We start from the raw sequence: 17,852 nt of genomic DNA, 5'->3' as shown, positions 1-17,852 counted from the left end.
CATATGTGGAAAACTGTGTGCCGATGTCAGCGTCGCGCTTCGCTTAACGCATTGCCGAAAGCCGTGGCAAAGCTCTCGCGATCATCGGGATTGAGAAAACCACCGACGAGAACACTGTTCTGACGACTTTCAATATGCATCGTCGTGATACCGATATCTGGTTTTCTGGCGACATTAAATCGTGTCCAGAACGGATGAAACAGGTGGCTGGTCATTTTGCCGGAGGCTTCGTATTTTCGGATGGAGAGTTCTGACCGTGAAACGGATATTTCCTCGCGTGCCTTGGCCGCGTGGTAGTTCCAGCGAAAAGCCAGATAGATTGCCAGCACATCAAGGCCAAAAAAGCCGATGATCGGCCATGCGCCTATTGACCAGAACAATATGCAGACAAACAGCCAGCAGCAGATCATGGCGCCCATCAACACACGAAAACCCGTTCGCCCCAATGAGCGATAAGGCGTCAGCAGAGCTTCAAAAATTGGGGTATCAAATCTGTCTGGATTTGCGCCGTCTGGATGCTGCATGCACATTTGCTCCGGGCTGCGTCAAGCTGTGAACTGTTTTCCGCGGATGGAGCCAAGTATAGAGACAAAATGGAAAACGCCAAAATCAAATCGCCCGTGAATGACGCAGCGACAACTCAGGTTCGTCGCCCGCGTCGGGTTGCAGGCACGCTCTACACGGCTGATGAAATCCACGAGATTTTCCGCCGCTTTTCCATTTTGCGCCCCGAACCAAAGGGTGAGCTCGAACATGTGAATGCCTTCACGCTTCTCGTCGCCGTCGTCTTGTCGGCACAGGCAACAGACGTGGGAGTGAACAAGGCTACCCGTGCGCTTTTTGCGGTTGCCGACACGCCGCAAAAAATGCTGGCGCTGGGCGAAGACACGGTTGGCAATTATATCCGCACCATCGGTCTTTGGCGCAACAAGGCGAAAAACGTCATTCTATTGTCCGAAGCGCTTATCCGCGATTATGGTGGTGAAGTCCCGGATGATCGCGACGAGTTGGTGAAGTTGCCGGGCGTTGGCCGAAAGACCGCCAACGTCGTATTGAGCATGGCTTTTGGCCACTCAACCATGGCTGTGGACACGCATATCCTGCGCATCGGCAATCGGATTGGTCTTGCACCAGCCAAGACGCCGGATGCGATAGAAGCTATTCTGATGCGGGTTATTCCGACAGAATATCTGTTTCACGCGCATCACTGGCTCATCCTGCACGGGCGTTACACCTGTAAGGCGCGCAAGCCTGAATGCGAGAATTGCGTGATCGCTGATATCTGCAAATATCCCGGAAAGACCTGTGACGTACCCGCAGCGCTCATTCCGTTACCGCCGCAGTTTTAAAATTTCTCGCTGCGAAATTGCCTTGTGCAGATGAATCATCATCGCAGCCGCAAACAGCGGCGTCAGCAGATTGACGATCGGGATCGCGAGAAATCCCGCAATGACCAGACCCGCGAGGAAAACTGTCACCCCATATTGCGAGCGTAGTGCCTTGGCCTCGCTCTCGGACCGATAACGCATCGCTGCAAATTCAAAGAATTCCCGCCCCAGCAAATAGGCGTTGATCACAAAAAAGGCGATCAGATTGATGCCGGGTACGAAGAGCAGAAAAAGTGCTGCGATATTGCCGAGAACGACCACGCCCAGAAACTTAAGTGACACCACAACGGAACGGCCCAGCGGCAGGGGCGTGCCTGCGGGCTCACCGGGATAGTCCTCACGTTCAACGACGTCCGCGACATCATCAAGGAAGATACCGGCTACAAGTGCGGTGACGGGTGCAATCATTAAAGCGAGCACGAGCGCCAGCCCCAGACCTGCAACAATGGCTGCAGCAATACCGAGCCAGCCAGCCCATTCGGGCATTCCGGGCAGCAATTGCGCCATCCACGGCCAGGCTAAAGTAAAAAATAATTGACGAATTCCGACCCAGAGCCCGATCAGCAACAAGAGCGTCAAACCCAGTGTTTTCCACAAAACCGAACGAAACTCCGGCGTTGGAAGGCGTTTAAGGGCTTTTATTGCCGCTTCAATGATCATTCAGGCTCACTTTCGGTGATCTTATGCGATCAAAATAGGAAGGCCGATGGATCGGTACAATATGCGCTACCCACAGGAGGCAGGCTTAACAGGGTGGTCAAAGCACTTGCAAAAGGCTAAACCGGCCCCACATGACTGCCGCCGTACCGTTGCCTGAATGCCTTGTACAGAGGCGGGCAACAGACAAAAAGGGGAGCCCCAGATCAGCTCATGGCTACATTCGACGTTCTTTGCATTGGCAACGCCATTGTCGATATTATCTCGCGCACGGAAGATGCATTCCTTGAAACAAATGGCATCATCAAAGGCGCCATGAACCTGATTGATGGCGACCGGGCAGAACTGCTCTATGGCCGCATCAAAGGTCAGGTCACGGAAATGTCGGGTGGCAGTGCTGGTAATACCGCTGCAGGCGTCGCGAGCCTCGGTGGGCGTTCCGCCTTTTTTGGTAAGGTTGCAACAGACCATCTTGGCCGGGTTTTTTCCCATGATATTCGCGCACAGGGCGTAGCCTTCGATACGCGTGCACTGGAAAAAGGCTCACCGACTGCCCGTTCCATGATTTTCGTAACCGCGGATGGCGAGCGTTCGATGAACACCTATCTGGGTGCCTGCGTCGAGCTTGGGCCGGAAGATGTCGAAACCTCCAAAGTTGCCGATGCCCGCGTTACCTATTTCGAAGGTTACCTGTGGGATCCGCCACGCGCCAAGGAAGCCATTGTTCTGGCTTCCAAGATTGCGCATGAGCACGGCCGTCAGGTTGCCATGACCCTGTCCGACCCATTCTGCGTTGATCGCTATCGCGATGAGTTTCTTGATCTTATGCGCAGCCGCACGGTCGATATCGTTTTCGCCAATGAAGACGAAGCCAAGTCGCTCTATCAAACCAAGTCGCTTGATGAAGCTGTTGAAGCCATCCGCAAGGATTGCCCGCTGGCAGTCGTCACACGCTCGGAAAAGGGCGCGATCGTCATCACTGCCGATCAGACGCTGCATGTGCCAGCAATTGAGATCGAAGAGCTGATCGATACCACAGGTGCGGGTGATCTTTATGCCGCCGGTTTCCTTTATGGCTACACCAAGGACCGTTCGCTTGAAGATTGCGCACGCTTAGGCTCGCTTGCAGCCGGTATGATTATTCAGCAGATGGGACCACGTCCGCTGGTCGATCTGAAGGCTGTAGCGACGCAGGCCAAGCTTATTTGATTAGAGCAATCCCAGTAAAAGTGCGAAGCTGCCTTTTTTGGGATAGTCTATAAAAACAAATAGATAGAGCGGTTTCAATGTTCAGTGTGACCTGGAACCGCTCTACTGATCAATCCGGACAATCCGGTCGCGCTTGAGTTCCTCCTCTGTGCGGCCGGGACGGCTTTTATAGACCGGTAGATTCCAGCCGAAATAAAGCGCACCGCCGCGCACGATAAAGGCTGTGAGTGCGGCAGCAAGCGCTGCAAAAATCGGATCAATCCCCAAGCGTTCCAGCACCACATAAAGACATGCACCGGCAAGAGCTGCGCTGACGTAGATTTCGCGCCGCATAAGCACGGATGGCTCGCCTGCCACCATGTCGCGCAAAATGCCGCCAAGCGTTGCCGTAAAAATGCCGGTGACGATGGCAACGGATGGCCCAAAGCCGAGTGCCAAGCCTTTGGCCGCACCCACAACCGTATAGGCTGACAAACCGATGGCGTCGAACCACAGCAAAAGCCGATAGCGTGATTCGACCAGATGTGCCGTGAAATAGACGATGATGGCGGCAGACGTTCCTGCCAGCAGATAAAACGGCTCAACGACCCAGAAAACGGGTGCGCCCAGTACCAGATCGCGCATCGTGCCGCCGCCGATGCCAGTCACGTTGGCGAGAAAGATAAAGCCGATAATATCGAGCTGACGGCGTGATGCGGCGAGAGCGCCGGTGGCAGCGAAGACGAAAACCCCTGCAAAGTTTGCAAAATCAAAGATCGTCACGCACGGCCTCCCAGCTGATAAAGCATGTCGCGGAAAAGTGGGGACCGCCTTCGCAGGGAAATCAGTCCACTGGACTGATTTCTGTTCCCGCTACGATCCGATAACGACATGCGCAAAATAAAGAAATAGAGCGGGTGCAGCGGATACAATTAACAACGACACGCTCTAGTGTGTCGATAGTCCAATGGATAGCGACAAAAAGAAAGAGCGGCGATGAACACGCCGCTCTTTCTTTTTGTTTTTATCGCATTATCCCACGCATCGCAGCAGGAAAAGAAATCAGTCCGGCGAACTGATTTCCCTGCGGAGGCGCTTCGCGCTTTTGCTGGAAATGCTAATCAAGCATTGCTTTCAGGTGCCGTCTCGGCGGCAGCCTTTGGACCGCCCTTGGAAACCCCAACCATCGCCGGGCGCAGCACGCGGTCACCGATGGCGTATCCTGCCTGCATGACCTGCACGACCGTATTGGCTGGCAGATCAGGGTTAGGCACTTCAAAAATAGCCTGATGGAAGTTCGGGTCGAACTTTTCGCCTTCAGGGTTAAGCTTAGTCACGCCGTGACGCTCCAAAGCCTGAAGCATGGCGCGTTCGGTCATTTCCACACCTTCGGCAAGCGACTTGAGGTTGGCGTCGCTTTCCAGCGCGTCGGCAGGAATGGCTTCGTGTGCGCGGCTCAGATTGTCGGAAACCGAGAGCATGTCGCGGGCAAAGTTTGTCACAGCATAGGTGCGTGCGTCCTGCACGTCGCGCTGTGTGCGCTTGCGCAGGTTTTCCATCTCTGCAACGAGACGCAGCATCTGATCTTTCAGTTCTGCATTGTCGGCTTCAAGTGCTGCAATGGTGTTTGCAGCCAGGCTCTCGGTGTCAACAGCTTCTTCTTCGACCTCGGCGCGTGTCTCAGCCTTGCGGCTTTTCAGAAAATCGTCGGCAGCACGCTTCAGCGCATCACGATCACGAGGATTGTTGATATCGCGCTGCTCAAGATCGGGGTTTTCGGGTGTATTCTTTTCATCAGCCATAATGCTTCTTCCGTCTTGAATAGTGTTTGGGCCGGATATCGAGTTTCGCGGCGTTAAAATCAAGGTCTAATTTCTTAGCCTTGGCAAGTCTGACACTTCATATCAGAAATTAGCGCAGCAATCGGGAGACAATCTGCGCGGTGTAGTCGACCATCGGCACGATGCGGGCATAGTTGAGCCGGGTTGGTCCAATGACGCCCAGAGCGCCAACAACACGCTGTTCGCTGTCACGATAAGGGGCCACCACTAGCGATGAACCGGAGAGCGAGAACAGCTTGTTCTCCGAGCCGATGAAAATCCGCACTCCAGAACCCGATTCAGCCAGATCGAGGAGCTGGATCATGCCGTCCTTGGTTTCGAGGTCGTCAAACAGGTGGCGCAGGCGTTCAATATCTTCCTGTGCATGAATGTTCTCAAGCAGGTTGGCACGACCGCGCACGATGAGGCGTGCAGGCTGGTCAGAACCTGCACCGCTCCACACAGCCAGTCCCTGTGCAACAAGTTCCTGCGAGAGCTGATCAAGTTCCTGTCTGGTTTCTTCCGACAGCTTCTCCAACTCCGATTTCGCTTCCGACAGCGTATGGCCATGAATATGCGCGTTGAGAAAGTTGGAAGCCTCCACCAGCTGCGAAGCGGAGATTCCAGCAGGCAGGTTCACAACGCGATTCTCGACATCGCCATTCTGCATCACCAGCACGGCAAGCGCGCGGGTTGGTTCAAGACGCACGAATTCGATATGTTTAAGCGCGCCTTCGGCCTTGGTTGCAAGCACAAGGCCAGCACCACGCGAAAGGCCCGAAAGAACCTGACTGGCTTCTGTCAGCACGCTCTCTACCGAATTGTTCATGCCTGCCGAACGCACCTGTGCCTCAATGGAGGAGCGTTCATCAGGCGGCAGGTCGCCCACTTCCATGAAAGCATCGACAAAGAAGCGCAGACCGATCTGGGTTGGCAGACGCCCGGCGGAAATATGCGGTGCATAGATGAGGCCAAGATGCTCAAGGTCGCTCATCACATTGCGAATGGTGGCCGGCGAAAGACTATGCGGCAGCAGGCGCGACAGGTTGCGCGACCCGACCGGATCGCCATCATTGAGGTAACTGTCGACGATCAGCCGGAAAATATCGCGCGACCGCTGGTCGAGTGCATTAAGCAGCTGATGTTCCGGTGACTTGATCATGGTCTCAATGCGAACCCTTTGAATTGCAGACTATAAATATAAGCGAGCAACCCGATGCGTCAAAGGGTTTGGGTTTACAGTTTCACCTCTCTCAACACCTCTGTTGTAAGATACTGCGAAATTCCTTTTCATTCGAGCGCGACAAGCCTAAAAAGCCGCAACGAAAAACGAATTGAGGAAATACGATGCGTCCATCCAAGCGCGCTGCTGATGAAATGCGTGCCGTCTCTTTTGAGCGCGGCGTCTCCAAACATGCGGAAGGCTCGTGCCTCGTTAAGTTCGGCGATACTCATGTTCTGTGCACGGCAAGCCTTGAAGAAAAGGTGCCGGGCTGGATGCGCAATTCAGGTAAGGGCTGGGTCACTGCAGAATATGGCATGTTGCCACGTTCGACCGGCGACCGTATGCGCCGTGAAGCAGCCGCTGGAAAGCAGGGTGGTCGTACGCAGGAAATCCAGCGTCTTATTGGTCGTTCGCTGCGCGCAGTGGTTGATCTTCAGGCGCTTGGCGAATTCCAGATCACGGTTGACTGCGATGTCATTCAGGCTGATGGCGGCACCCGTACAGCTGCGATCACCGGCGGCTGGGTTGCCCTTTATGATTGCCTGCGCTGGATGGAAGCGCGCCAGATGATCCGCTTTGAGAAGGTGCTTAAAGATCATATCGCAGCCATTTCCTGCGGCATCCACGAAGGTCAGCCTGTGCTTGATCTCGATTATGTCGAGGATTCGGCGGCAGAAACCGACAGCAATTTCGTGATGACCGGCAAGGGCGGCATTGTCGAAATTCAGGGTACAGCTGAAGGCGCACCATTCTCGGAAGAAGAGTTTGCAGCGCTTATGAAGCTTGCACGCGGCGGCATCAATCAGCTCGTCGAGTTGCAGAAGGCAGCACTTGCCTGATAGTTAAGGCCATCTCCATGAAAGAGGTGGCCGAAAATGCAGGCATCCCGCATTCTTGAAACCGCGCTCTATGTCCGTGATGTTGCTGAGGCGATTTCGTTTTATCGCGACATTATCGGGCTTGAGCCGGTGGGCAAGGTCAGTGAACGCAATGCATTCTTCCGCTGTGGCGACGGTATTTTACTGTTGTTTAAGGCGGAAGAAACTTTGAAGCCACCCGCGCCCGGATCGCTGCCGGTGCCACCGCATGGGACGATCGGTGCAGGGCATGTCTGCTTTGCAGCCACACGTCATGAGATTGATGACTGGCGCAGCTATCTCGAAAAGCACGGGATTGCTATCGAGTCTGATTTCGAATGGCCCAATGGCGCACGTTCGATTTATTTTCGCGATCCTTCCGGCAATTCGCTGGAATTCGCTGAGCCGAAACTTTGGAGTTAAAAAATGCGGGTGCTTGAAAAAGGCAAACTGATCGTTGCATCGCACAATGCAGGCAAATTGCGCGAATTCGATGGGCTGATCGCCCCATTTGGCTTCGAGGTCAGTTCTGTTGCGGCTCTCGGCCTGCCGGAGCCGGAAGAAACCGGAACGACGTTTGAGCAGAATGCCTATATTAAGGCACTGGCCGCAGCCGAAGCCACGGGCCTGCCGTCATTGTCTGATGATTCTGGCATGATGGTTGACGCGCTTGATGGCAATCCCGGCGTTTACACTGCTGACTGGGCGGAGACCGAAGACGGCACGCGCGATTTCAATATGGCGATGCAGAAGGTTGAAGATCTTCTGCAGGAAAAGGGTGCTCTCACCCCTGCCGAGCGTAAGGCGCGCTTTGTTTCGGTTATCTGCCTTGCATGGCCGGATGGTGAAGCACAATATTACCGCGGTGAAGTGGAAGGCACACTGATCTGGCCTCCGCGCGGCGATATTGGCTTCGGTTATGATCCGGTATTCAAGCCGGAAGGCTATGAAAAGACCTTCGGCGAAATGACTGCTGACGAGAAGCACGGCTGGACGCCGGGCGACGCGTCCGCGCTTTCGCATCGTGCGCGTGCCTTCAAGCTGTTTGCGGAAAAGGCGCTCGGTGTTGTTTCGGATATGCCCGAATGAACCATCATTTTTCTCCACCTGACGCTTCAGCGAATATTCTACCAATTGCGCGCGCAGATGGAGAAACGGCGTTTGGTGTTTATTTGCACTGGCCGTTCTGTCTGGCAAAATGTCCGTATTGCGACTTCAACAGCCATGTGCGCCATCAGCCGGTTGACCAGCCACGCTTTGCGGAAGCGTTCAACCGTGAGATGGACACTTTGCGTGCCCGCACAGGTCCGCGCACCGTCACCAGCATCTTTTTGGGCGGCGGTACGCCGTCGCTGATGCAGCCCTCGACGGTTGGGAGCCTGCTTGATGGTATTGCGTCGCGCTGGACTGTCGCGTCCGATATTGAAGTGACACTGGAAGCCAATCCGACAAGCGTGGAAGCCGAACGTTTCCGCGGCTATCGTGCAGCGGGCGTCAATCGCGTTTCGCTTGGCATCCAGGCGCTTAACGATCCTGATCTGCGCCGTCTTGGGCGTATGCATTCGGTTGAAGAAGCCAAGGCCGCAATCCGGCTTGCGCGTGAAATTTTCCCGCGTCTGTCTTTCGATCTCATCTATGCGCGACCAAATCAGACTATTGAAGCCTGGCGTGAAGAGCTGAAAGAAGCCATCGGCCTTGCTGCCGATCATCTCTCGCTTTACCAGCTGACGATTGAAGAAGGCACACAGTTCTATAATCTCTGGAAGGCGGGCAAGCTCACCACGCCGGATCCGGATCATGCCGCCGCTCTTTATGAAGAAACGCAAAAGATCACCGCGGAACATGGTCTTCCAGCCTATGAGATTTCAAACCATGCGGTGCCGGGACGTGAATCCCAGCACAATCTGGTTTACTGGCGTTATGGGCAATATGTCGGCATCGGCCCCGGCGCGCATGGACGTTTTGTCGAAAACGACTTGCGCACCGTTACAATGACCGAAAAGCATCCGGAAACATGGCTGGAAAAAGTGGCAAGCCACGGTCACGGTATTATCGAGGAAGAACATCTCGATGGCGAACCGCAGGGCGATGAATTTCTGATGATGGGCTTGCGGTTGCGCGAAGGCATTGATCTTGCGCGTTATCAGCGTCTGACCGGCCACGATATCGATCGCAAGCGCCTTGAACGGCTGGTCGCATCGGGCATGATCGAAAAAATGGATGGAAGCTTCATCCGTGCAACGCCAGATGGCGCGCTGGTGCTTGATGCGCTCGTGGCTGATCTGGCTGCATAAGGACTGGTGATGAGTGAATTTTTGGACGAACAGAAACGCGAATTTGTTGTCGGTGGCACCGCCCAGCGTGCACGTCCGATTGAACCTGCGCTCTATATCGTCTCGACCCCGATTGGCAATCTCGGCGACATGACGCTTCGCGGACTGGAAGTGCTTGCGAGTGCCGACATTGTGGCCTGTGAAGATACGCGCGTGACCCGTGTATTGCTCGATCGCTATGGCATTTCGCGCCGCCCGATCAGCTATCACGAACATAATGCTGCTGAGGCAGGCGCAAAGCTGATCGCAGCCCTTGAAAGCGGCAAGAGTGTTGCGCTCGTTTCAGATGCAGGCACGCCACTTGTGTCCGATCCGGGCTTCCGCCTTGTGGGCGAGGCCCGTGAGGCAGGCATTCGTGTGGTGCCGGTGCCTGGTGCTTCAGCACTCCTTGCGGCACTGGCTGCTTCCGGACTTCCGACTGATGCATTCATGTTTTGCGGCTTTTTGCCGGTCAAACACGGCCAGAAGACATCCAAGCTCGAAAGCCTCAAGAATATCGAAGCAACGCTTGTATTCTATGAATCGCCCAACCGCACGGCGACAACGCTCGCCGATATGGCGGAGGTCTTTGGCGATGGGCGTGAAGCAGCCCTTTGCCGCGAGCTGACCAAAGCCTATGAAACCATCGTGACTGCACCTCTGGGTGAGTTGAAGCAGCAATTTGATGGCGAAGATCGTATTCGCGGTGAAGTCGTGTTGCTGGTTGGTCCGCCAACAGGAGAAGCCGGTCCGCAGAGCGAAGAGGATATCGACAAGCTGTTGCTGTCATTGTCGCAGGAATTGCCGCCATCAAAAGCTGCAGGCGAGGCAGCAAAGATGACTGGTGGGCAGAAATCAGTGCTGTATCAGCGCCTGATGCAATTGAAGGCGCAGGACTGATGAGTGAACTCCGCGAGAAAAAGCGTGTTGCTTTCTTTCGCGGACACAGCGCCGAGCGACTGGCAGCGTTTGCGCTTATGCTCAAAGGTTTTCGCATCGTGGCACGCCGCTACCGCACGCGGCTTGGCGAAATTGATCTGATCGCCCGGCGCGGCAATCTTGTTCTCATTGTTGAAGTCAAAGCACGGACAAGCGTTGAAGCAGCGCAACTTGCCGTCACGCCGCAGGCCATGCGTCGTATCGAGGCGGCTGCCGATATGTGGCTGCAACGCCAAAAAGACTACGCACAATTATCGCTGCGCTTTGACCTCGTAGCTGTTCTGCCACGTCGCTGGCCAAAGCACTTGCCAGCATTTTTTACGTCGGGCAATTATAGCTAGTCACGCATCGGCCCAAAAATCGAAATCGATTTTTGGAAAGCTCGATGCGCATTTTTAGTGTTTGAGCGTCCTTTGTGCGTCCAATAGGGCGCACGGCGCTCAAATGCTAATCCTACAAAAATTATGGGATATAATTTGAGGCCAACAGGAATTAAAATCCTCATAATGCCTTTTCAGAGAAAAAGTGATGCTCCGCGCGATTTGCGCACGCAAGCCCGTTTCTTATAAAATTTCGCCAGCCCGGGGATAATGCCAGCAGTCTTAAAAAGGATACTGCTGTGGCTCTCGCGTCCCAACGACTTCTTGCTGATTTTCCTGCCTTCTTCCGTGTTTCGGAAGAGGTAGTGGTTATTGTTGGCGGCGGCGAAGAAGCGCTCAACAAAGCGCGGCTCGTGGCACAGACGTCCGCTCGTTTGCGCATCATTGCGCAAGAGCTTGAACCAGCCTTGGCGAGCTTCATCGAAAGCCACAGTTCGGAACATGTTTCTCAAGCTTTTAGCGCCGATCTTCTTGAAGGTGCGAAGCTGGTTTTTGTCGCCACGGGTGATGAAGATCAGGATCGCGCCATTGCAGCATCGGCCAAAGCGCTGAAAATTCCAGTCAACGTTGTCGACCGTCCTGCACTCTGCGATTTCCTGACCCCTGCCATTGTGAACCGAGCGCCGATTGCAATTGCGATTGGCACCGAAGGCTCGGCCCCTGTGCTGGCACAGATGGTGCGTGCGCGCATTGATGCGGCCTTCTCGCCACGCCTTGGTGAGCTTGCACATTATGCCGAAAGTTGGCGTCCGCTGGTCGAAAAGCTTTTGCCAAAAGGTTTGGCGCGCCGCAGTTTCTGGCGTGGGTTCTTCTCCGGCTCCGTAGCGCGTGCTGTTGAAAACGGTGATCGCGAAGAAGCATACAAAGCTGCAAATGAATTAATCGAGCAAAGAGAACATGCTGCCGGTTATGTCTGGCTCGTTGGTGCCGGTCCGGATGCAGAAGATCTGCTGACCCTGCGCGCACATCGCGTTCTGATGGAAGCTGACGTGATTGTGCATGACGCACTGGTGCCGGAAGGCGTGATTGCCATGGGGCGTCGTGATGCGGAGCGTCTTTCGGTCGGCAAGCGCAAGGGATGCCATTCCAAGAGCCAGAACGAGATCAATGATCTGCTCGTCAGCCTTGGTCGCGAGGGCAAGCGTGTGGTGCGTCTGAAAGCGGGCGATCCGCTGGTCTTTGGCCGTGCGGGCGAAGAAATGGCAGCATTGCGTTCAGCTGGTATCGGCTTTGAAATCGTGCCGGGCATTACCTCTGCTTTCGCTGCTGCTGCCGATATGGAACTGCCGCTCACCTTGCGTGGTGTGGCCTCCTCGCTGGTATTCACGACGGGCCACGACATGGCAGGCGATGTGCTGCCGGGCTGGGCCAAGCTTGCCGTCTCCGGGGCAACGATTGCCGTCTATATGGGCTCAAGCGTTGCAGCCTCGGTTGCCAGCCGTCTGATCTCTGCTGGTCTGCATGAAGATACGGCTGTCGCGGTTGTTGAGAATGCCAGCCGCAAGGATAAGCGGCTGTTTCATGGAACATTGAAAGATCTGCCGTCTCTGGAAGAGCGCAAAGAACTCTCCGGTCCGGTCATGGTCATCATCGGCGATGCTGTTGCAGGCGCCGCTATCGACAAAGCGCAGGCGCTGGCGGTTAGACCCGTTGCAGTCGCTGCTTAAATCAGGAGTCGGAAAAATGGTTGTAAAAGTTCTCACTGCAAACCGGCTCATCGATGGACAGGCTGTGTGGCTTGGCGCTGACGGATCATGGCAGGAAACCATCGATGGTGCGTTGGTTGCCCGTCACGCAGAAGCCGTCAGCGCACTTGAAGAAGCTGGCAAGGTGGCAGCAAAAGCCAATCTGGTTGTCGACGTGAATGTCATCGATGTCGAAGAGCGCGACGAAGGGCTTTATCCCATTCGCCTCCGCGAACGTATCCGACTCTCCGGGCCCACCATCATTACGCTTGGTCAACCGCCCCTGAAAAAAGCCTCCTGATCTGAATATCGGAAGTAAATATGTATCGTTATGATGAATTTGACCGCGACTTTGTTGCGGCCCGCGTTGCACAGTTCAAGGATCAGGTTGGGCGTCGCCTTTCTGGCGAATTGACGGAAGACCAGTTCAAGCCTTTGCGGCTGATGAACGGCCTTTATCTGCAATTACATGCCTATATGCTGCGTGTTGCGATCCCTTATGGCACATTGTCGAGCCGCCAGCTTCGCAGGCTTGGCTCCATTGCGCGGGATTATGACCGTGGCTTCGCGCATTTCACGACGCGCCAGAACATCCAGTACAACTGGCCAGCACTGAAAGACGTGCCGCAAATTCTCGAAGAGCTTGCGGGAGTCGAAATGCATGCAATCCAGACGTCGGGAAATTGTATTCGCAATGTGACGGCTGATCATTTTGCCGGCGCTGCGCATGATGAAGTAGCCGATCCGCGCCCGCTGGCAGAAATTCTGCGTCAGTGGTCGTCGCTGCATCCGGAGTTTTCCTATCTCCCACGCAAGTTCAAGATTGCGATTGTCGGTTCCGAGCATGATCGTGCGGCCATTCAGGTGCACGACATTGGCCTGCAGCTGAAGAAGAACGAAGCTGGCGAACTCGGTCTCGCCGTCTATATCGGTGGTGGTCAGGGGCGCACGCCGATGATCGCCAAGAAAATCCGCGATTTTCTGCCGCTTGAGGACATGCTGACCTATGTGACGGCTATCGTCCGCGTCTATAATCTCTATGGACGCCGCGATAACAAATACAAGGCACGCATCAAAATCCTCGTTCATGAAACTGGTGTTGAGCCGCTGGTGCAAGAGATTGATGCTGAGTGGGAACAGATCCGTTACGGTGATCTGAAACTGCCGCAGCGCGATATCGATGCGATTGAAAGTTATTTCCGGATGCCGGATCTGCCGCAGCGTCCCGAAGGCTGGGAAATCTTGGCGGTCACGCAGAAATCCGACGCTGATTTTGCGGCATGGACCAAGCGCAATGTTACGCCACACAAGAACCCGGATTATGCCGTTGTCACGATTTCGCTGAAACCCATCGGCGGTATCCCGGGCGATGCAAGTGCGGAGCAGATGGAACTGGTGGCGGATATTGCCGAGACTTATTCTTTCGATGAAATCCGCGTCAGCCATGAGCAGAATCTGGTTCTGCCGCATGTAGCCAAGGCCGATCTTCCAGCAGTCTATGATCTGCTTCAATCAGATGGTCTGGTTACGGCCAATGCCGGTCTGATTACCGACATCATCGCATGTCCCGGCCTTGACTATTGCGCGCTTGCCAATGCGCGTTCGATCCCGGTTGCGCAGCGCATTTCTGAGCGTTTCGGCGATCAGCAGCGCCAGCTTGAAATCGGCGATCTCAAGATCAAGATTTCCGGCTGCATCAATGCCTGCGGTCATCATCATGTTGGCCATATCGGTATTCTGGGCGTCGAGAAAAAGGGCGAAGAGCTTTACCAGATCACGCTTGGTGGTTCGGGTGACGAGCATTCGTCGATTGGCGACATCACCGGACGCGGATTTTCTTCCGAAGAAGTGGTCGATGCGATTGAAACCGTGGTCGATACCTATCTCGGTTTGCGCGCAAACAACGAAGAGACTTTCCTTGCTGCCTATCGTCGGGTTGGCATGGAGCCGTTCAAACGTGCGCTTTATGGAGAAGTGAGCCGTGCGGCCTGTCCTTGATCTCAATTCAGATCTGAGTGCAGATCAGAGGGCAGAGGCGCAAGCCCGTCTTTTGGAGGGAAGCCATGGGGCTTCCTCTCCGCAAGAGGTGATTGCGCTCAGCACGCGCGAACTCTTTGATGGGGGAATTGCAGTCGTTTCATCATTCGGTGCTGAATCGGCTGTGCTGCTGCACATGATTTCCGAGATCGATCCGGCAACGCCGGTTCTGTTCCTCGACACGGGCAAGCATTTCCGCGCAACGCTCAATTATCGGCATGATCTCGTGGATCGGTTGGGTCTTCTCGATGTGCAGGATATCTTGCCGCTTGAGGAAAACGTGAAAGCCGATGATCCGTTCGGCGCTTTGTCGATGACCGACAAGGACCGCTGTTGCTTCATTCGCAAGGTGGAACCGATGGCGCGCGCTGTCGCCCCCTATCGTGCGTGGATGACCGGCCGGAAGCAGTTTCAGGCTTCGACCCGCAATGCTTTGCCGGTTTTTGAATCGGTCGGCCCGCGTATTCGCATCAATCCGCTAGCGCATATGAGTGCGGAAGATTTGCGTGCCTACGCGCGCGCGCACGATCTCCCCGTCCACCCGCTGACAGAGCAGGGATATCGGTCAATCGGCTGTATGCCCTGCACACGACCTGTAAGCGATGACGAAGATCAGCGTGCCGGACGTTGGGCCGGATCGGAAAAGACCGAGTGCGGCATCCATCTGACGGGCCTTGCCGATAGCCTAAAGCGCATCCCGAAAAGTGTGTAGCGGTTTTCGGGTAAGATGCGCGTGAAAAAAGTAATATAGGGGTTTGGGACCAGAAATGAGTGAGACAACACCTGAAACGAAGCTCTGGTCTGAGCAAGGCTTTCGTGAAGACGACTATATTTTTGCGGACGATCTGGAAATTGCAGGTGATGCGCCCGCAATCATCATTCCTTTGGCCGTCTGGCTGGGGCTTGATGAGGAGAAGCGCCGTTCTTCCAATCGCCGTATCGGCGTGTCGGTAACGCCGGGTGAGAAGATCGAGCCACTGCTTGATCATCTGGCAGGCTTGCCAGTCATTGCCTTAGAGTTTCCGGCGTTCAACGATGGCCGCTCTTATTCAAAAGCCGAAGTTCTGCGTCGTGCAGGTTTTGAAGGCGAATTGCGTGCAACAGGCGACGTGCTGATCGATCAGGCAGCGCTTATGCTGCGCACTGGTTTTGACAGCCTTCAGGTGACAAACAAGGTGGCCCAAAGCCGCCTTGGCGAGCAGCGTCTTGTGGATACGCCCGGTTATTATCAGCCCGGCCGTGGTTCGGTGCAGCAGGATGGTGGGTTCGCCTGGCGTCGGGTAAAGGCGGGCTAATTCTTAGCAATCACCTTTTTGTGGTTTTGCTTGTTCGCTTGATGGGGTAGATACGCGTCAAAGCATTTCCAGCAAAAGTGCGAAGCGGTTTTGCGTCGGATAATGCGTCACAAAAAAAGATAGAGCGGCTAAAGGTTTCATAGTGACCCGAACCGCTCTGGATTTGGAGACGAGACGTGATCCGCCACATTGTTTTCTTCAGCGTCAAGCCAGATCAGGACATCGATGTCGTCCGCAAGGGCTTGGAGCAGTTGGGCACCATTCCTTATTCCGACGTGTTTGAAGTTCTGCCGAATTCCAAGGTCGACCCGATGGGCAACGCGATTGATCTTGTTGTCTATGCGGAGTTCAAGGATGAAGAAGCGCTTTTCGCTTACAAAAATCATCCGACCTATGACGCGTCCACGCAATATGTGCGTCCTATGCGTGAGCTGCGCTTCTCCGCTGATGTCGTGACCGACAAGGGCTGATTATTCAGCCTCTGGTCGTGCCTGCAAAGGCAGACCGCCGAACAAATCCGGCTCTAGCGATGTTCTCGCGCGTTCGATGTTGAGCAGGCGTAGCTTGGTCGCCGTGCCACCCGCAGCCGAAAAACCGCCAACCTTGCCATTGGAGCCCAAAACCCGATGGCAGGGGACAATGATCGGAAATGGATTTTTGCCAAGCGCGTAGCCCACTGCCTGAGAAAGACTGACATCGCCAAGCCTGCGCGCGATTGCGCCATAAGTGATGGTCTCGCCCGCTTTCAACTCGAGAAGGATTTCATAGACCTGTCTGTTGAGGTCTGGCACCGAATCAAGCGCCAGCGGTGTTTGCGAGAAATCCGGATCGCCACCATCAAGCAGCACGCGAACCTTGTCTATCGCTTCGCTGACATAGGTGGGTGGGTTCAATGCTTCCGTATCCGAAAAACGTGACTGAAGCCGATAGCGCGTTTCGTTTTCGTCGGCATCACCGATCTCCACGCCGATAATTTTACCGGCATGCCAGGCGATCCCGCAGGGGCCAATAGCTGTGTCGAAGGTGCTGATACCGGTCGAATCCATGAGCGGTAATATAGCACCATCTTCGCGGCTTTGCGGCAACGACTCTGTGATCAGTCGCAACAATTGCAGCGAAATGGTTGAAGAACGGCGAAAATAGTGATTGTGTGAGAACAACCCGCCATGGAACATGACAGCTGGTCATGTCTTCAAATGGCCAAATGATTGAGAGATATCTTCCGTCGCGTATTTGATGTGATCGGAACGAGGAAATTTAGATGGACGATTACGAACGCTATGCCACAGGGCTGATGATCGTTTTTGGTGCGCTGATTGTCGGTGCGCTGATGGCGGCCAATCTTTACCACGGCGACAAGCCCGGTTTCCTTTTCGCGTTGGGTGCGGCGGTGGTGGGCTGGTTCTCTGCTTTTGCCGTGCTTTTCGACAAGCCTCGCGTTTATGGCGTGATGATCGCTGTAGCCATTGGCCTGGTCGCAGCTTCGATCGGCGCTTTCGTGACCTGATTTTCGCGACATATCGTTATGAAAAAGCCCCGGATTTCCGGGGCTTTATTATTTTATTGCATGTCTTCATCCCAAAACCGGTATCACCGTTTGGGAGACATGCTTTAAATATAGGGCGAATAGCACTGGCGACGTGGGCCGTAATTGGGCTGGAACGTATTGTCGTAAGCACGATATGACCGATAACGGTTATAGCACCAGCGTACATGCGCATTGCCACCGCCGCGATATATCGGGGCAGGGCGATAACGCGGTGGGTGATGACGATAGCGTGGTGGTGGCCCCCAATTCCGGTAGTGCGGCCTGTAGTGCCTATAGCCATCGCGATATCGTGGATGATGGTGACGCCAGCCACGTCTGTCTCCACGATAGTCGTAATATTGAACATTTTCGACCGGTGCCTGTGCACCATGGCTGACGGCGGGGGCTATCAGTGCTGTCGGTTGCGCTGCATTGGCGCTAGCAGTTATGGCAGGTACGCCTATGCCAAGTGACAGACACGCTGCGAAGAAGGAAGATGCAAATCTCTTCATTGGTTTCTCCCTAATAAAGTAGCTTTGTT

At 54.7% G+C, this 17,852-nt stretch carries 22 protein-coding genes; 15 read left to right on the top strand and 7 right to left on the bottom strand.

Going from position 1 to position 17,852, the window contains the following annotated elements:
* Window positions 1–26: 26 nt before the first annotated feature.
* Entirely contained in the window at window positions 27–524 is a 498-nt protein-coding gene (locus tag ABWV94_RS05105) for a DUF2244 domain-containing protein (protein WP_113496049.1), read from the bottom strand.
* Between the two features lie 69 nt (window positions 525–593).
* On the opposite strand from ABWV94_RS05105, the gene nth reads away from it, so the two are divergent.
* The gene (nth, locus tag ABWV94_RS05100; RefSeq protein ID WP_113496048.1) at window positions 594–1,349 is read left to right on the top strand and encodes an endonuclease III; all 756 of its coding nucleotides are present in this window, start codon (window positions 594–596) and stop codon (window positions 1,347–1,349) included.
* On the opposite strand, the gene ABWV94_RS05095 is transcribed toward nth, so the two are convergent.
* Window positions 1,332–2,048 (bottom strand): sulfate transporter family protein, encoded by a 717-nt coding sequence (locus ABWV94_RS05095; RefSeq protein WP_007873303.1) that lies wholly within the window; start codon window positions 2,046–2,048, stop codon window positions 1,332–1,334. The two genes, nth and ABWV94_RS05095, sit on opposite strands and share 18 nt — an antisense overlap.
* Window positions 2,049–2,258: 210 nt before the next feature.
* Here ABWV94_RS05095 and ABWV94_RS05090 point away from each other — a divergent pair, with 210 nt between their 5' ends.
* Window positions 2,259–3,254: an adenosine kinase gene (locus ABWV94_RS05090; protein ID WP_007873304.1), complete on the top strand. Its 996-nt coding sequence runs from the start codon at window positions 2,259–2,261 to the stop codon at window positions 3,252–3,254.
* A gap of 102 nt (window positions 3,255–3,356) precedes the next feature.
* On the opposite strand, the gene ABWV94_RS05085 is transcribed toward ABWV94_RS05090, so the two are convergent.
* The 3 genes from ABWV94_RS05085 to hrcA all read right to left on the bottom strand — a co-directional run bounded on the left by ABWV94_RS05085 (window position 3,357) and on the right by hrcA (window position 6,215).
* Window positions 3,357–4,016, bottom strand: coding sequence for a trimeric intracellular cation channel family protein (locus ABWV94_RS05085; RefSeq protein ID WP_007873306.1), 660 nt, complete (start codon window positions 4,014–4,016; stop codon window positions 3,357–3,359).
* A 338-nt stretch (window positions 4,017–4,354) separates the two neighbouring features.
* Complete coding sequence (gene grpE, locus ABWV94_RS05080; RefSeq protein WP_113496047.1) at window positions 4,355–5,035, bottom strand: nucleotide exchange factor GrpE; 681 nt, start codon at window positions 5,033–5,035, stop codon at window positions 4,355–4,357.
* Between the two features lie 109 nt (window positions 5,036–5,144).
* Window positions 5,145–6,215 (bottom strand): heat-inducible transcriptional repressor HrcA, encoded by a 1,071-nt coding sequence (gene hrcA, locus ABWV94_RS05075; protein ID WP_007873309.1) that lies wholly within the window; start codon window positions 6,213–6,215, stop codon window positions 5,145–5,147.
* Between the two features lie 185 nt (window positions 6,216–6,400).
* Between hrcA and rph the strand changes: the two genes are divergently transcribed.
* From rph to ABWV94_RS05015, 12 genes are all read left to right on the top strand, one after another.
* On the top strand, window positions 6,401–7,117 hold the full coding sequence (gene rph, locus ABWV94_RS05070; RefSeq protein ID WP_007873310.1) for a ribonuclease PH: 717 nt from the start codon (window positions 6,401–6,403) through the stop codon (window positions 7,115–7,117).
* Between the two features lie 36 nt (window positions 7,118–7,153).
* Window positions 7,154–7,558, top strand: a complete 405-nt coding sequence (locus ABWV94_RS05065; protein WP_113496046.1) for a VOC family protein — start codon at window positions 7,154–7,156, stop codon at window positions 7,556–7,558.
* Window positions 7,559–7,561: 3 nt separating this feature from the next.
* Window positions 7,562–8,224 (top strand): RdgB/HAM1 family non-canonical purine NTP pyrophosphatase, encoded by a 663-nt coding sequence (gene rdgB, locus ABWV94_RS05060; protein WP_113496045.1) that lies wholly within the window; start codon window positions 7,562–7,564, stop codon window positions 8,222–8,224.
* Complete coding sequence (gene hemW / locus ABWV94_RS05055) at window positions 8,221–9,429, top strand: radical SAM family heme chaperone HemW (protein ID WP_113496044.1); 1,209 nt, start codon at window positions 8,221–8,223, stop codon at window positions 9,427–9,429. The genes rdgB and hemW overlap by 4 nt, the downstream gene beginning before the upstream one ends.
* Before the next feature lie 9 nt (window positions 9,430–9,438).
* The gene (gene rsmI / locus ABWV94_RS05050) at window positions 9,439–10,347 is read left to right on the top strand and encodes a 16S rRNA (cytidine(1402)-2'-O)-methyltransferase (RefSeq protein WP_007873317.1); all 909 of its coding nucleotides are present in this window, start codon (window positions 9,439–9,441) and stop codon (window positions 10,345–10,347) included.
* Window positions 10,347–10,727, top strand: a complete 381-nt coding sequence (locus ABWV94_RS05045; RefSeq protein ID WP_113496043.1) for a YraN family protein — start codon at window positions 10,347–10,349, stop codon at window positions 10,725–10,727. Before rsmI ends, ABWV94_RS05045 begins: the two co-directional genes overlap by 1 nt.
* Before the next feature lie 278 nt (window positions 10,728–11,005).
* Window positions 11,006–12,433, top strand: coding sequence for a siroheme synthase CysG (gene cysG, locus ABWV94_RS05040; protein WP_353412750.1), 1,428 nt, complete (start codon window positions 11,006–11,008; stop codon window positions 12,431–12,433).
* 16 nt (window positions 12,434–12,449) lie between these two features.
* The gene (locus ABWV94_RS05035) at window positions 12,450–12,752 is read left to right on the top strand and encodes a DUF2849 domain-containing protein (protein ID WP_064320082.1); all 303 of its coding nucleotides are present in this window, start codon (window positions 12,450–12,452) and stop codon (window positions 12,750–12,752) included.
* Between the two features lie 20 nt (window positions 12,753–12,772).
* Entirely contained in the window at window positions 12,773–14,449 is a 1,677-nt protein-coding gene (locus tag ABWV94_RS05030; protein ID WP_113496041.1) for a nitrite/sulfite reductase, read from the top strand.
* Complete coding sequence (locus ABWV94_RS05025) at window positions 14,433–15,200, top strand: phosphoadenylyl-sulfate reductase (protein WP_502905151.1); 768 nt, start codon at window positions 14,433–14,435, stop codon at window positions 15,198–15,200. The genes ABWV94_RS05030 and ABWV94_RS05025 overlap by 17 nt, the downstream gene beginning before the upstream one ends.
* Before the next feature lie 55 nt (window positions 15,201–15,255).
* Entirely contained in the window at window positions 15,256–15,783 is a 528-nt protein-coding gene (locus ABWV94_RS05020; RefSeq protein ID WP_113496040.1) for a DUF934 domain-containing protein, read from the top strand.
* Between the two features lie 176 nt (window positions 15,784–15,959).
* Window positions 15,960–16,253: a Dabb family protein gene (locus ABWV94_RS05015; protein WP_007873331.1), complete on the top strand. Its 294-nt coding sequence runs from the start codon at window positions 15,960–15,962 to the stop codon at window positions 16,251–16,253.
* On the opposite strand, the gene ABWV94_RS05010 is transcribed toward ABWV94_RS05015, so the two are convergent.
* Window positions 16,254–16,829: a methylated-DNA--[protein]-cysteine S-methyltransferase gene (locus ABWV94_RS05010; protein WP_007873332.1), complete on the bottom strand. Its 576-nt coding sequence runs from the start codon at window positions 16,827–16,829 to the stop codon at window positions 16,254–16,256.
* 215 nt (window positions 16,830–17,044) lie between these two features.
* On the opposite strand from ABWV94_RS05010, the gene ABWV94_RS05005 reads away from it, so the two are divergent.
* Window positions 17,045–17,290 (top strand): hypothetical protein, encoded by a 246-nt coding sequence (locus tag ABWV94_RS05005; RefSeq protein WP_007873334.1) that lies wholly within the window; start codon window positions 17,045–17,047, stop codon window positions 17,288–17,290.
* A 104-nt stretch (window positions 17,291–17,394) separates the two neighbouring features.
* On the opposite strand, the gene ABWV94_RS05000 is transcribed toward ABWV94_RS05005, so the two are convergent.
* Window positions 17,395–17,823 (bottom strand): BA14K family protein, encoded by a 429-nt coding sequence (locus ABWV94_RS05000; RefSeq protein WP_007873336.1) that lies wholly within the window; start codon window positions 17,821–17,823, stop codon window positions 17,395–17,397.
* Window positions 17,824–17,852: the final 29 nt, after the last annotated feature.

It is taken from the genome of Brucella sp. NBRC 12953 (genome assembly GCF_040369775.1).
Lineage (GTDB): Bacteria > Pseudomonadota > Alphaproteobacteria > Rhizobiales > Rhizobiaceae > Brucella > Brucella pseudogrignonensis.
Note: the sequence above shows the minus strand (reverse complement) of the source record. Positions and strands in the feature narration are given on the sequence as shown.

What these genes read in the sequence shown, in the direction of transcription:
- ABWV94_RS05105 (WP_113496049.1), bottom strand. Translation starts at nt 524, where the DNA reads ATGCAGCATCCAGACGGCGCAAATCCAGACAGATTTGATACCCCAATT.
- nth (WP_113496048.1), top strand. Translation starts at nt 594, where the DNA reads ATGGAAAACGCCAAAATCAAATCGCCCGTGAATGACGCAGCGACAACT.
- ABWV94_RS05095 (WP_007873303.1), bottom strand. Translation starts at nt 2,048, where the DNA reads ATGATCATTGAAGCGGCAATAAAAGCCCTTAAACGCCTTCCAACGCCG.
- ABWV94_RS05090 (WP_007873304.1), top strand. Translation starts at nt 2,259, where the DNA reads ATGGCTACATTCGACGTTCTTTGCATTGGCAACGCCATTGTCGATATT.
- grpE (WP_113496047.1), bottom strand. Translation starts at nt 5,035, where the DNA reads ATGGCTGATGAAAAGAATACACCCGAAAACCCCGATCTTGAGCAGCGC.
- hrcA (WP_007873309.1), bottom strand. Translation starts at nt 6,215, where the DNA reads ATGATCAAGTCACCGGAACATCAGCTGCTTAATGCACTCGACCAGCGG.
- rph (WP_007873310.1), top strand. Translation starts at nt 6,401, where the DNA reads ATGCGTCCATCCAAGCGCGCTGCTGATGAAATGCGTGCCGTCTCTTTT.
- ABWV94_RS05065 (WP_113496046.1), top strand. Translation starts at nt 7,154, where the DNA reads ATGCAGGCATCCCGCATTCTTGAAACCGCGCTCTATGTCCGTGATGTT.
- rdgB (WP_113496045.1), top strand. Translation starts at nt 7,562, where the DNA reads ATGCGGGTGCTTGAAAAAGGCAAACTGATCGTTGCATCGCACAATGCA.
- hemW (WP_113496044.1), top strand. Translation starts at nt 8,221, where the DNA reads ATGAACCATCATTTTTCTCCACCTGACGCTTCAGCGAATATTCTACCA.
- rsmI (WP_007873317.1), top strand. Translation starts at nt 9,439, where the DNA reads ATGAGTGAATTTTTGGACGAACAGAAACGCGAATTTGTTGTCGGTGGC.
- ABWV94_RS05045 (WP_113496043.1), top strand. Translation starts at nt 10,347, where the DNA reads ATGAGTGAACTCCGCGAGAAAAAGCGTGTTGCTTTCTTTCGCGGACAC.
- ABWV94_RS05035 (WP_064320082.1), top strand. Translation starts at nt 12,450, where the DNA reads ATGGTTGTAAAAGTTCTCACTGCAAACCGGCTCATCGATGGACAGGCT.
- ABWV94_RS05030 (WP_113496041.1), top strand. Translation starts at nt 12,773, where the DNA reads ATGTATCGTTATGATGAATTTGACCGCGACTTTGTTGCGGCCCGCGTT.
- ABWV94_RS05020 (WP_113496040.1), top strand. Translation starts at nt 15,256, where the DNA reads ATGAGTGAGACAACACCTGAAACGAAGCTCTGGTCTGAGCAAGGCTTT.
- ABWV94_RS05010 (WP_007873332.1), bottom strand. Translation starts at nt 16,829, where the DNA reads ATGGATTCGACCGGTATCAGCACCTTCGACACAGCTATTGGCCCCTGC.
- ABWV94_RS05005 (WP_007873334.1), top strand. Translation starts at nt 17,045, where the DNA reads ATGGACGATTACGAACGCTATGCCACAGGGCTGATGATCGTTTTTGGT.
- ABWV94_RS05000 (WP_007873336.1), bottom strand. Translation starts at nt 17,823, where the DNA reads ATGAAGAGATTTGCATCTTCCTTCTTCGCAGCGTGTCTGTCACTTGGC.